Source organism: Mycobacterium sp. E735 (assembly GCF_001666955.1).
Taxonomy (GTDB): Bacteria; Actinomycetota; Actinomycetes; order Mycobacteriales; family Mycobacteriaceae; genus Mycobacterium.
Window position 1 is genome coordinate 15,753 of sequence record NZ_LZIX01000301.1, and the last position, 12,736, is coordinate 28,488.

Annotated in this window: 11 protein-coding genes and 2 pseudogenes; 7 read left to right on the plus strand and 6 right to left on the minus strand. The window is 68.3% G+C overall.

Annotation, left to right across the window (positions count from 1 at the left end; translation table 11 throughout):
• The first annotated feature begins 138 nt into the window (after positions 1-138).
• Together A5704_RS24615 and A5704_RS24620 are read left to right on the plus strand one after the other, a co-directional pair.
• On the plus strand, positions 139-1,149 hold the full coding sequence (locus A5704_RS24615) for a PirG (protein WP_197508535.1): 1,011 nt from the start codon (positions 139-141) through the stop codon (positions 1,147-1,149).
• Between the two features lie 131 nt (positions 1,150-1,280).
• Positions 1,281-2,939 (plus strand): LGFP repeat-containing protein, encoded by a 1,659-nt coding sequence (locus A5704_RS24620; protein ID WP_197499000.1) that lies wholly within the window; start codon positions 1,281-1,283, stop codon positions 2,937-2,939.
• Between the two features lie 16 nt (positions 2,940-2,955).
• Here A5704_RS24620 and A5704_RS24625 read toward each other — a convergent pair whose 3' ends face one another.
• The 4 genes from A5704_RS24625 to A5704_RS24640 are packed head-to-tail and all read right to left on the minus strand — an operon-like array spanning position 2,956 to position 6,116.
• A complete protein-coding gene (locus tag A5704_RS24625; RefSeq protein ID WP_067760248.1) occupies positions 2,956-3,771 on the minus strand; it encodes a Cof-type HAD-IIB family hydrolase in 816 nt (271 codons plus the stop codon).
• A 15-nt stretch (positions 3,772-3,786) separates the two neighbouring features.
• The gene (locus A5704_RS24630) at positions 3,787-4,572 is read right to left on the minus strand and encodes a 1-acyl-sn-glycerol-3-phosphate acyltransferase (protein WP_067891566.1); all 786 of its coding nucleotides are present in this window, start codon (positions 4,570-4,572) and stop codon (positions 3,787-3,789) included.
• A 14-nt stretch (positions 4,573-4,586) separates the two neighbouring features.
• Positions 4,587-5,342: a 1-acyl-sn-glycerol-3-phosphate acyltransferase gene (locus A5704_RS24635; RefSeq protein WP_067760251.1), complete on the minus strand. Its 756-nt coding sequence runs from the start codon at positions 5,340-5,342 to the stop codon at positions 4,587-4,589.
• A 6-nt stretch (positions 5,343-5,348) separates the two neighbouring features.
• Positions 5,349-6,116: a 1-acyl-sn-glycerol-3-phosphate acyltransferase gene (locus tag A5704_RS24640; protein ID WP_067760254.1), complete on the minus strand. Its 768-nt coding sequence runs from the start codon at positions 6,114-6,116 to the stop codon at positions 5,349-5,351.
• Between the two features lie 62 nt (positions 6,117-6,178).
• Here A5704_RS24640 and A5704_RS24645 point away from each other — a divergent pair, with 62 nt between their 5' ends.
• From A5704_RS24645 to A5704_RS24655, 3 genes are all read left to right on the plus strand, one after another.
• Positions 6,179-6,922, plus strand: a complete 744-nt coding sequence (locus A5704_RS24645; protein WP_067779926.1) for a phosphotransferase — start codon at positions 6,179-6,181, stop codon at positions 6,920-6,922.
• A gap of 61 nt (positions 6,923-6,983) precedes the next feature.
• Positions 6,984-8,534: an MBL fold metallo-hydrolase gene (locus A5704_RS24650; RefSeq protein ID WP_067779954.1), complete on the plus strand. Its 1,551-nt coding sequence runs from the start codon at positions 6,984-6,986 to the stop codon at positions 8,532-8,534.
• Complete coding sequence (locus tag A5704_RS24655; RefSeq protein WP_067760258.1) at positions 8,531-8,875, plus strand: hypothetical protein; 345 nt, start codon at positions 8,531-8,533, stop codon at positions 8,873-8,875. The genes A5704_RS24650 and A5704_RS24655 overlap by 4 nt, the downstream gene beginning before the upstream one ends.
• Here A5704_RS24655 and A5704_RS24660 read toward each other — a convergent pair.
• Positions 8,858-10,288: a condensation domain-containing protein gene (locus A5704_RS24660; RefSeq protein ID WP_067779929.1), complete on the minus strand. Its 1,431-nt coding sequence runs from the start codon at positions 10,286-10,288 to the stop codon at positions 8,858-8,860. The genes A5704_RS24655 and A5704_RS24660 overlap by 18 nt on opposite strands.
• Positions 10,289-10,725: 437 nt before the next feature.
• On the opposite strand from A5704_RS24660, the gene A5704_RS24665 reads away from it, so the two are divergent.
• Both A5704_RS24665 and A5704_RS24670 read left to right on the plus strand, forming a co-directional pair.
• Positions 10,726-11,451 (plus strand): GAP family protein, encoded by a 726-nt coding sequence (locus tag A5704_RS24665; RefSeq protein WP_067779932.1) that lies wholly within the window; start codon positions 10,726-10,728, stop codon positions 11,449-11,451.
• Positions 11,452-11,493: 42 nt separating this feature from the next.
• Positions 11,494-12,324: pseudogene (locus tag A5704_RS24670) on the plus strand (PE-PPE domain-containing protein); the annotation flags it as partial.
• An 81-nt stretch (positions 12,325-12,405) separates the two neighbouring features.
• On the opposite strand, the pseudogene A5704_RS28955 reads toward A5704_RS24670, so the two are convergent.
• Positions 12,406-12,736 (minus strand): annotated as a pseudogene (locus tag A5704_RS28955) (PE-PPE domain-containing protein); the annotation flags it as partial.

The following is a 12,736-nucleotide window of genomic DNA, read 5'->3' on the forward strand; positions in this document are numbered from 1 at the left end:
GAATCAATATCGCCACTCTAGTCACAGCATTCTCACTCGTACCATCGACTCTGTGTGGTTGTCGGCGGCTAGAAACCGGCAAGGCCGCACTGACACAACACAGTTGAACATTGAGTTGTCCAGATTGAGGAGACTTCCGTGCCGAACCGACGCCGACGCAAGCTTTCGACAGCCATGAGCGCGGTCGCCGCCCTGGCAGTGGCGAGTCCTTGCGCATACTTCCTTGTCTACGAATCGACGGCGGGCAACAAACCGGCCGAGCACCACGACTTCAAGCAGGCGGCGGTAATGACCGACCTGCCGGGCGAGCTGATGGGCGCCTTGTCGCAGGGGCTGTCGCAATTCGGGATCAACCTGCCCCCGGTGCCCGCGCTGAGCGGGGGCGCGACCAGCACTCCGGGCCTGGCCAGCCCCGGCCTGGGCACTCCGGGCCTCGGGACTCCAGGGCTCACGAGCCCTGGTCTGACCAGTCCGGGCCTGACCAGCCCCGGCCTCACCAGCCCCGGCCTGACCAGCCCCGGTTTGACGAGCCCCAGTTTGACCAGCCCGGCTCTGACCAGCCCGGGCCTGGCGCCGACCGCGACGCCGGGTCTCACCGCGCCCGGCGCGCTGCCGACCACCCCGGGCGCCGGAGTGGCGACCCCGGGTGAGGGGCTCAACCCCGCGCTGTCCAACCCCGGGCTGACCAGCCCGGCCGGGGTCACGCCCGGGCTGACGAGCCCGACGGCTGCCGGTGAGGTGCCAATCACGGCCCCGGCCAGCCTGGACCCGGGCGCCGACGGTACCTACCCGATCCTGGGCGACCCGTCGTCCTTCGGTAACGGTTCACCGATTGGTGGTGGCACCGGCCTCGGCGGCGGCGGCGGAAGCTCCAGCAGCGGCGGCGGTGGCCTGGTCAACGACGTGATGCAGGCCGCCAACCAGCTCGGCGCCGGTCAGGCGATCGACCTGCTCAAGGGCCTGGTCATGCCGGCGATCACGCAGGGTCTGCACGGCGGGGCGGGTGCAGCCGGTGCGCTTCCGGGCGCCGCCGGTGCGCTGCCGGGTGCCGCGGGCGCCCTCCCGGGTGCCGCGGGCGCCCTGCCGGGTGCCGCCGCGGGCGCCCTGCCGGCTGCCGCCGGCGCGGCACCGGTCCTGCCACCCGTCTAGACCTTCAGGAAACCCTCCAACCAGACGGCACCGCAGATTCTTCTGCGGTGCCGTCGAATTTGGCGCAGTTTCGTCGCGCCCAGGTCGTGTCGTCTCATCATTAACATTAGAAACACAAGTAACATCGGCTGGTGTCTCCTAGTCGTGGGCCGACGACATTGCTCACCGCCATCGCGGCGACCGTCGTCATCGTCTCCTGGGTGGCCGACACCACGCGCGATCGCGGCACTGCCAGTCCGCCGCCGACCCACGACACCCAGCTGACCGAACAGCCGCTGGTCGGGTTGGGCGGCGGTGTCACGGTTCGCCAGATCAGCCAGGACACCCCGTTCTCTCTCGTCGCGCTCACGGGCGACCTGGCAGGCACCTCGACCAGGGTGCGGGCGCGGCGGCCGGACGGTTCGTGGGGGCCCTGGTACCAGACCGAGTACGAGACGGCGGCGCCCGACGGGGCGACGGCAGCCGGATCGCTCGAGGGGCCGCGCGGAACCGACCCGGTGTTCGTCGGCACCACCACCACCGTCGAGATCGCGGTCACGCGTCCGATGGATGCGCCGCCGACCCTGGGGGCCCCACCCGTCGGCGGGGGACCATCACCCGCGCCCCCCCGCGAGACCGATCTGGGCTACAAACCGGCGTCCCGGGAACAACCCTTCGGGCAGAACATCTCCGCCATCCTCATCTCCCCGCCGCAAGCACCGGCCAAAGCCCAGTGGACGCCACCCTCGGGCGTGCTGATGCCCGGCCAGGCCCCCGCCATCATCAGCCGGGCGGAATGGGGTGCCGACGAGTCGCTGCGTTGCGGTAGTCCGCAGTACGACAACGGCGTTCGTGCCGCCGTCGTACACCACACGGCGGGCAGCAACGACTACTCGCCGCTGGAATCGGCCGGGATCGTCAAGGCCATCTACACCTATCACAGCAAGACCTTGGGCTGGTGCGACATCGCCTACAACGCCCTGGTCGACAAGTACGGCCAGGTGTTCGAGGGCAGCGCCGGGGGGCTGACCAAAGCGGTCGAGGCCTTCCACACCGGCGGATTCAACCGCAACACCTGGGGCGTGGCGATGATCGGCAACTTCGACGACGTACCCCCCACGCCGATCCAGCTGCGCACCCTGGGCCGGCTGCTGGGCTGGCGCCTGGGCCTGGACAACGTCGACCCCAAGGGCACCGTGTCGCTGGAGTCGGCGGGTAGCCACTACACCACCTTCCCGGCCGGTTCCGTCGCGACGCTGCCCACGATCTTCACGCACCGCGACGTCGGCAACACCGATTGCCCGGGCAACGCCGCCTACGCGCTGATGGACGAAGTACGCGACGTCGCTTCGCATTTCAACGATCCGCCGGAGGAACTGATCAAGGCCCTGCAGGGCGGCGCGATCTACGACCACTGGCAGGCGATGGGCGGCATGAACAGCGTACTGGGCGCGCCCACGTCCCCCGAGGACAGCGCGGAGGGTGACGCGCGGTACGTCACCTTCGCCCGGGGCGCGATGTATTGGTCGCCGGAAACCGGCGCCCAGCCGGTCACCGGCGCGATTTACGACGCCTGGGCGTCGCTGAGCTACGAACGCGGACCGCTCGGGTTGCCGACCAGCGCCGAACTTCAAGAGCCGCTGCAGATTACGCAGAATTTCCAACACGGAACGCTGAACTACGAGCGGCTCACCGGCAACGTCACCGAGGTCGCGGAGGGGATCATCACGCCGCTCTCGACGCAATCACCGAGCGGCCCCACCGTGCCGCCCGAACACTTCTCGTTACCGGCGCACCCGTCTGCCACCTAGCCGGTCCCGGCAGTCGCTAGAGCCACCAGCGCTCGAGCACCCGCCCCACCCCGTCGTCGTTGTTGACAGCGGTGACCTCGTCGGCGGCGGCCAGCACGTCGGGATGGGCGTTGCCCATCGCCACGCCATGACCCGCCCAGCGCAGCATGGGCAAGTCGTTGGGCATGTCGCCGAACGCCAGTACCTCCTCGCTGCCGATCTGCAGGGGCCTGGCGATCTCGTCCACGCCGGTGGCCTTGCTGGTGCCCAGCGGCACGATCTCCACGAGACCGTTGTTGGTGGAGTAGGTGATATCGCCCTCGATGCCGACGTGCTTGGCCAGCTCGGCGGCCATATCGGCGCTGCGTGCCCCGCTTCGGCGGATGAGCAGCTTGATCGCGGGCGCACTGAGCAGGTCCTCGATCGACACCTCGGTGTTGTCCGGGTTCAGCCACGCGTGCTCGTAGCCCGGTGAGCTGATGAACTGGGGGGTCGCCGTGTCGTGGGCGCGTTCGCCGATTCGCTCGACGGCCAGGCCCGCGCCCGGGATGACGCGCGTCGCCAGCTCCGCAAGCTCGGCCAGCGTGTCGACGGGCAGCGTCCGCGTCGAGACCACCCGGTCCGTGGCGGGGTCGTAGACGACGGCGCCGTTGGCGCACACCGCGATTGGCGCGAAGCCCAGCGCGTCGACGACGGGGCGTATCCACCGTGGCGGCCGGCCGGTCGCCACGACGAACGTCGCGCCGGCATCGACGGCGGCGCGCACGGCATCGCGGGTACGCGGGGTGATGGTTTCGTTGTCGTCGAACAGGGTGCCGTCGACGTCGCAGGCTATTAGCGCCGGCTGGGTCACGTTGACGTCATCTGGTCAATGCACTCCGCTCTGGTCCTGTCCGGGTCGGGTCACGCCGTCCGTGCCGTATTTCTGCATCCGCGCCTGCAACTCCGACAAGCGGATCGCCCGGGAATCGTCCTGGGTGGGCGCGGCGCCGCCGAGCCGCCTCGGGACCCAGAATTCACCCTCCGGGTGGGGGTATTCCTCCTGTACCTGATACAGCAACGCATTCATCGACTGGCGCAGCGCCGCGTTGAGCTGTTCGGGCGTGCCGTGCGGCGGCAGCGGCCGGCCTGCGGCGACGGTGATCGGAACCTTGTTGCGCCACACCTTCTTTGGATGGTCCTTGGGCCAAATCCGATGGGCACCCCAGACGATCACCGGAACGATCGGCACCTGGGCGTCCAGCGCCATCCGGGCCGCACCGCTCTTGAACTCGCGCAGCTCGAAACTGCGGCTGATCGTGGCTTCGGGGTGCATCCCGATGAGCTCGCCCTGCCGCAGGCGCTGCGTGGCCAGCTCGAGCGCGCCGTTCCCGTTGGTGCGGTCCACCGGGATCAGCCTGGCGTGGTTGATCACATAGTTGACCGCCTTCACGTCGGCCATCTCGGCTTTGATCATGAAGTACGCCCGCCGGTGGCGCTCGCGCACCGCGAGCAGCGTTGGCAACCAGTCCAGGTAGCTGGTGTGGTTCTGGGCCAGCAGCGCGCCGCCCCGCTCGGGGATGTTTTCCAGCCCGCGATAGGTGAACTTGGTTCCCTGCATCGCAACCATCGGCGGTACGACCCACTCGCACAACCGGTAGAACCCCTCGGGCATGTCTTCTCCTTCGTCTACCGGGACGGCCGTCCGCCTCGGCCCGCGGCCCGCGCCGCCGCCTCGTCCGCCTCCATCCGGGCCGCCTCCGCCATGGTCGGTGCCCCACCGCCCAGCCGGCGCGGCGTCCAGTACGCCCCCGGCTCGTGCGGATAGTCCGCTTGGACCCGGTGCAGCAGTGCGGTCATCGACTCGCGCAGTGCGGCGTCGGTCTGCGCGATGTCTTCGGCCGCCGGCACTGGCGCGCCTGCCTGCACTTTAATCGGTACCTTGGCGCGGCTCAGGTTGCGTGGGTGGTCTTTGGTCCAGATCCGGTGGGCGCCCCAGACGATCACCGGGACGATGGGAACGTCGGCTTCGATGGCCATGCGCGCGGCGCCCGTCTTGAATTCCTTGAGCTCGAAGCTGCGGCTGATGGTGGCCTCCGGATAAACCCCCACCAGCTCGCCCTCGCGGAGCCGTTGCACGGCCACGGCGTAGGCGCCGGCCCCGGCGCCGCGGTCCACCGGAATAGTCCGGGTGTGCTTGATCAGGAAGTTGACGATCCGCACCTGCTGCATTTCGGCCTTGATCATGAACCTGAGCCGCCGTCTCCGCCGGTGCACGGCCAGCGCGGCGGGCAGGAAGTCGACATAGCTGGTGTGGTTGATCGCGATCACGGCGCCGCCGGTGTCGGGGATGTGCTCCTCGCCTCCGTAGGAGATCTCGGTGTTGGTGGCGACGACCACCAGCCGAGCCAGAATCTCGAGCGTGCGGAAGACGGGCTCCACCATTGATCGCTACTCCGGAGCTCCCGTGGGTCCGGCCCGGCGGGCAGCGCGAGCGGCGGCCTCCTCGGCGTCCATCCGGGCGGCTTCGGCCAGCGAAGGGGCGCTGCCGCCCAACCGCCGCGGCACCCAGAACTCACCCGCCGGGTGCGGCCCGTACATCTCCTGGGCCCGCTCCAGCAGGTGTTGCATCCGCGAGTGCAACAGCCCCTTGAGCTCCTCGACGCCCAACGTCGGTTCGATCGGCTCGCCGACCAGCACCGTGACGGGCACCTTCGGCCGCATCAACTTTTTCGGGTGCCCCTTGGTCCAGATGCGCTGCGCGCCCCAGACGATCACCGGAACGATCGGCACCCCGGCCTCGACGGCCATCCGGGCGGCGCCCGACTTGAATTCCTTGATCTCGAAGCTGCGGCTGATGGTGGCTTCGGGGTAGACGCCGACCAGCTCACCGTCCTTGAGGTTCCTGACCGCCTCCTCGTAGGAGGCGGCGCCGTCCTGCCGATTCACCGAGATGTGCCGCAGGCTGCGCATGATCGGGCCGGTGATCTTGTTGTCGAACACCTCCTGCTTGGCCATGAACCGCACCTTGCGTCCCAGTCCCTGCTGGTAGGCGGGCAGACCCGCGAACGTGAAGTCGAGGTAGCCGGTGTGGTTGATGGCGATCACGGCACCGCCGGTTTTGGGCAGGTTTTCGACCCCCGCCACGGTGATCTTGAGGCCCTGTAGGCGCCAAACCAGGCGGGCAAGTTGAATGACAGTCCCGTATACCGGTTCCACAGCTGATCAGCCTAATGCTCCTGGCTGTGAGTCACCCGAGGTGGCGAAAAGGAGGCCATCGCTTGAGCTTCCCCGCGGCACCCGTTCCGCCGCCCGAAGTGGTTCGCCGGTTTGCCGGCGGCAGGGTGGTTCGCGCCGTGTGGGTCAACGAGATCGGTGGGGTGACCTTCCGGATCGGCCCCGACGCCGGCGGCGCCGAGTTCATCAAGGTCGCGGAAGCCGGCGTGACCGACTTTGCCCGTGAAGCGGAGCGCCTGCGTTGGGCCGCCCGGTACGTGCTGGTGCCGCCGGTGCTGGGCGCCGGCGTCGACGGGGGCTGCGCCTGGCTGCATACCCGGGCACTGCCCGGCGTCTCGGCCGTACATCCGCGCCTGCGGGCCACACCCGAGGTGGCCGTGCGCGCGATCGCCCTCGGCCTGCGCAGGCTGCATGACCGGCTACCGGTGTCGTCCTGCCCGTTCGACTGGTCGGTCGAGGGCCGGCTGGCGGCCCTGACACCCGTCGCGCGTGCACGGCTGGGCAGCCCGCCGCCCATCGACCGCCTGGTGGTGTGCCACGGCGACGCCTGCTCGCCCAACACCCTGGTCGACGGGCGCGGCCGGTACCGCGGGCATGTCGACCTGGGCGACCTCGGTGTGGCCGACCGGTGGGCCGACCTCGCGGTCGCGACGCTGTCGTTGGGCTGGAATTTCCCCGACCGGGTGTGGGACGGAGAATTCTTCGCGGCCTACGGCGTCGAGCCCGACGCCGCTCGCATCGACTTCTACCGACGGCTGTGGGAGGCCGACGATGCCGCCTCGCGCTAAGCTCGGGGGCTGAAAACCCGTTACCGGGCCGTGGGCGAGTACGGCCCCCAGGAAGGTGTTTGTGCAGGTCACCAGCGTAGGTCACGCCGGATTTCTGATCGAGACCCCAGCGGGCAGCATCCTGTGCGACCCGTGGGTCAACCCCGCGTACTTCGCGTCCTGGTTCCCCTTCCCGGACAACAGCCAACTGGACTGGGACAAGTTGGGTGACTGCGACTACCTGTACCTGTCGCACCTGCACAAGGACCACTTCGACGCCAAGAACCTGGCCGAGCACGTCAATAAGGACGCGGTGGTGCTGCTGCCGGACTTCCCGGTCCCGGACTTGCGAAATGCGTTGCAGGAGTTGGGTTTCTACCGGTTCTTCGAGACCGGCAACTCGGTCAAACACCGCGTCAGCGGTCCGAAGGGCGAGCTCGACGTGATGATCATCGCGCTGCGCGCGCCGGCCGACGGGCCGCTCGGTGACTCGGCGCTGGTGGTTTCCGACGGCGTCACAACGGCTTTCAACATGAACGACGCCCGGCCGGTCGATCTCGACGTGTTGGCGTCGGCGTTCGGCCACATCGACGTGCACATGCTGCAGTACTCCGGCGCCATCTGGTACCCGATGGTCTACGACATGCCCGCCCGTGCCAAGGAGTCCTTCGGCGTCCAGAAGCGGCAGCGGCAGATGGACCGTGCCCGCCAGTACATCGCCCAGGTGGGCGCCACATGGGTCATCCCGTCGGCCGGTCCGCCGTGCTTCCTGGACACCGAACTGCGCCATCTCAACGACGACCACGGCGATCCGGCCAACATCTTCCCCGACCAAATCGTGTTCCTCGACCAGATGCGGGCCCACGGCAACAACGGCGGCCTGCTGATGATCCCCGGCTCGACCGCGGACTTCACCGGCACCGCCCTGAACTCGCTGAGCCACCCGATGCCCGACGACCAGGTCGAGGCGATCTTCACCACCGGCAAGCAGGCCTACATCGCCGACTACGCCGAGCGGATGGCGCCCGTCCTGGCCGCCGAGAAGGCGCGATGGGCGCCCGCCACGGGCGAGCCGCTGCTGGAGCAGCTGCGTGCGCTGTTCGAACCGATCATGTCGCAGAGCGACGAGATCTGTGACGGCATCGGCTATCCCGTCGAACTCGTGATCGGCCCGGAAACCGTCATCCTGGACTTCCCGAAACGTACTGTGCGCGAACGCATTCCCGACGAGAAGGTCCGTTACGGTTTCGTCATAGCGCCGGAGTTGGTGCGCACCGTATTGCGCGACCGGGAGCCCGATTGGGTCAACACCATCTTCTTGTCCACCCGGTTCAGGGCGTGGCGTGTCGGCGGTTATAACGAATACCTGTACACCTTCTTCAAATGCCTCACCGACGAGCGGATTGCCTACGCCGACGGCTGGTTCGCCGAGACTCATGACGATTCTTCGTCGGTCACGCTGGACGGCTGGGAAATTCAGCGCCGCTGCCCACACCTGAAGGCCGACCTGTCGAAATTCGGTGTGGTCGAGGGCAACACGCTGACCTGCAACCTGCATGGCTGGCAATGGCGATTGGACGACGGTCGCTGCCTGACCGCGCGGGGTCACGAACTGAGAAGTTCGCGGGCATGAGCGCCACCCACGGCCAGTGTTACGACGACGGCCTGGTCCAGCTGGACCGCGCGGCGATCACCCTGCGCCGCTACCACTTTCCCTCCGGCACGTCGAAAGTGATCGCACTCGGCGCGGTTCGTGGGTACAAGGCCGAGGGGTTGGGCCTGCTGACGCATCGATTCCGGATCTGGGGCAGCTCGGACTTGCGCCGCTGGCTCCCGCTGGACGTGAGCCGGCCGTTCAAGTCGACGCTGATCACGCTTGACGTGCCGGGCATTCAGCCCAGCCCCGCCTTCACGCCGGCGCGACCCGAGGAGTTCACCGCACTCCTGGACGAGCTGCTAAGTCAGCGCGGTTAGCCGCGCGGGCGAGTGCGCGAACACCTGGCTGCGCCTGCCGTCGGCCACCCGGACATACGCCGACTTCAAGGCGTCGATGTACCGGCGCACCGATTCGCGGGCGACCGGGTTGTCGGGAAACAACACCGTCACCTTGGTCTCGTGTTGTAGCCGGATGACCCACAGCGAGACTTGATGGGACACCCTGCCCTCGTCGTAGATCCGAAAGTTCAAGTCGGAGTTCGCGACCGAGGACAGCGGGGCGATGCTGGCGTCCAGGAACGACATCACGAAGTTGCCGGGCCGCGGCCTGGCCAAACCCGCCCCCGGGGGCGCCAACTCCAGCACCCGGTCGAACGGAATGGTGGCCAAGTCGATGCCCGAATCGAAGGACGTCTGCGCGGAGTGCGCCGCGTCCCCGAAAAGCCCGGCGTCGATGTCGACCGTGACCGGAACCAGGCCGGTGAACCAGCCAGTCGTCATCAATTCCGTTGGCGTCCTGCGGGTATCGGTAGTCGTTACCGCGGAAAACGTTTCCGCACCGGTCAATTCACGGTGCGTGAGGCCCGCGCAGGCGAACACACCGCCGCTGAAGCGGGCATCCGCAGCCACGCAGGCCCGCTCGAACCGTTCCGTCTGCCGTTCGTCCATCAGCGTCTCGGTGACGAGCTTGCCGGCATAGGGCACCGAGAGGTCGCCGAGTCGCAGCGGAAAGTGCGGTAGCGTCCCCCCGTTTTCGGCGGCGAAGGCGGTCCACGCGCGCACCTTGGGGGAGTCGGCCGTCAACGCGGCCATCTCCTCCCGCTGCCGAACGCAGTACTCGCCGTAACGCCCGGCCTCCGGGAGTTCGACGGGCGCGCCGCCACCGACCAGGGTGGCGTACATCAGGTGGATCTCCGTGAAGAGAACGCCGACGATCATGGGGTCGACGCAGAGGTGGGCGATGCTCGCGTAGAAGGTGAAATGGTTGTCGCTTTGCACCACTCCGAACAGAAAACAATCCCACTGCAGCGGCTGCGGGGTCGATATGTGTTCGCGCAACTCCGTGGGCGTGAGCCCCCCGTGCTCGACCGGGACGAGTTCGATGTCATCGGGGTCGGCGATGGTGTGGCGAACGATCTGTTGGGCGTCGCGGTAGTCGAACCAGCTGTGGTAGGTGTCATGCCGGCGGATGTGCGCATTGACCGCGTAGTTCATGGCGCGGACGTCGCAGCGGCCGGGGACCTCCCAGGTGAAGATCATCAGGCGCGACATGTCCAGGCCCCGCGCGGCGTGATCGCTGTAGCGCCGAAGGTGTTGGGTTTGCTGGTAGCTGGGGGGAACCGGACTGGGCGGCGCCGCTGCCGCTTTGGCCCTCGCCGCCGGTGAGGCGTGCCAACAGATGACGGAGCGCGCCTGCGGTGTCCAGTCTTGAAGAGTGGTTATGCCGAACACTGAATACCCTGCACCTCCGCGCTATTGGGCTCGGCGGGGCGCAGCTGCGCGCCCGCCGGGCGATGCTCAGGCGACCTGCCGTCCGCGCTGTCGCCGCGGAGCCGAGCCCGCCGGGGCACCCGCAGCCATCCCGCGGCCAGGCGTGTTTCACGCTGCTCCACGAAACCCTCTGGTGGGCACCAACAATGACGGCACCGGACCGGCAGGCCCAGCCGCCCCCAGGATTTCTCCAGCCGCAAGTGGTGCTGCGGGAGCCCCCAGCATATCCGCTTTGGGCGGGGTCCGCCCCGCGACATCCCGTGTGCGCGTGACGTTTGGGTTACACCCGTCTGAACCCAGCCTGACGAAATTCGCTACCCCTGGCATGATCAGCCGAGACCGGCTTGTGCGGGCGAGTTTGGGCGCTGGACCTGGCCGCGTGCGGTACGTTGCCCAGCATGTGGATCACCGTGCTGGTATTGGCCGGCTCGGTGATTTTCGAACCGATCCGGCTCGGTCTGGTGATCCTGCTGCTCAGCCGGCGGAGCCCGCTCAGGCAGTTGCTCGCGTTTCTGTGTGGTGGCTTCGCGATGGGCGTGGGCGTGGGGCTGACGGTGCTATTCCTGCTACGGACCGCGCCGGTGGTCGGCCACGTCAGTGTGGCGCAAGTGCAAATCGCTTCCGGGCTCGTGGCTTTGCTGATCGCCGTTGTGGTGGCCACGCGCGATTCGGCGCGCAGCCGCGCCCGCCCCGCCGAGGCGCCCGTCAGGGTCGGAACTGGCGGCGTTGCGCTGCTGGAGCGGCCGGCACCGAGCGGCCGCCGGCAACTGGCTGACCGCGCACGCGTCTTCTTGCGGGGCGACTCGCTCTGTGTCGCAGCGGTTAGCGGTATGGGCGCCGCTTTGCCGTCGGCGAACTACCTGGGCTCGATGGCCGCCATCCTCGCCTCGCACGCCGCGCCCCTCGCGCAGGTTCAGGCGCTGGTGGCCTTCAACCTGGTGGCCTTCACCGTGGCGGAGCTCCCACTGATCGGGTATCTCACGGCGCCGCGCAAGACGCGTGCCGTCATGGCCGGGCTGCGGAACTGGTTGCTGTCCCGCGGTCACCGCGACATCGCGGTATTGCTGGCCTTCGCGGGTTGTTTCATGCTCGTCCTCGGGCTGACCAGCATCAGTGCGCGGTAGCATCCCTGCTGTAGCTCTTTCGGTAGGCCGTGAGGAGAGTTCGTGAACAAACTGCTCACCTCGGCCATCACCGTTGGAACATTGGCGTGCGCAATAGTTTTCGATTCCGGTGGCGCCGCCGCCGACACCGCTTTGATAGTGCCCGGCACGGCCCCGTCCCCCTACGGGCCGCTGCGGTCGCTGTATCACTTCGATCCCGCGATGCAGCCGCAGATCGACGCGAACTACTACAGTCCGGCGGCCGTGCGCCGCGTGGTGCCCTACCCGGGCAGCTTCTGGCCGGTCACCGGGCTGAGTTCGCCGACCGTCAACAGCTCCGTGACCACCGGGGCGAACAATCTCGATGCCGCGATCCGCAACACCGACGGACCCATCTCGGTGGCCGGACTGTCCCAGGGTTCGCTGGCGCTGGACCGCGAGCAGGCGCGCCTGGCACACGACCCGACGGCGCCGCCGCCCGGTCAGCTCACCTTCATCAAGGCCGGTAACCCCGACAACCTGCTCTACAAGGTGTTCGGGCCCGGGACGCACGTGCCGATCATCGACTACACCGTCCCCGCTCCGGTGGAGAGCCAATACGACACGGTCAACATCGTGGGGCAGTACGACCCCTTTTCCGACCCGCCCAACCATCCCGGAAACCTGCTGGCCGACCTGAACGCGATTGCGGCGGGCGGGTATTACGGTCACAGCGCCACCGCATTCTCGGACCCGTCGCGGGTCGCACCGTGGGACATCAGGAGGACCACCAACGACCTGGGCGGCACGTCGACGACCTATTTCATCCGGAACTCCGAGCTGCCGCTGGCCCGGGCGCTGGTCGACGGGGCGGGGATGCCCCCCGAGGCGGTGGGGCCGATCGACGCGGTGCTGCCCGAAGAAGAGAAGTCACCGGCGCCGATAGCCGAACAGCTGATTGGCTTTTCGCCCCGCGACGGGCTGCGGCTCTAGCGGTTACTTCTTGGCTTTGACGACCGCGCGGACGACCTTGCGCACCACGCCGCCTTTGCCGAGCCCGGGACCCGGGGTGAGGATCCGGGCCAGGTTGGCGACGGCCAGGGAGTTGGTGGCCAGGTTGATCCCGGCGCGGGCGCCGCGGATGGGCCAGGAGACCGCAGAGAAAATCGTCGGGATGTGGGTGATGCCGTTGATGATCTGGACCGGGTTGTGCGCCGGGCCCGGGTCGTAGGCGCGGTCCACCATCGGGCGCAGCACCGCGTCGATCGGCCCCACCGCCTCGGGGGGCATCCCCGCCCCGTCGACCAGCGCCCGGGCCAGCGGCAGC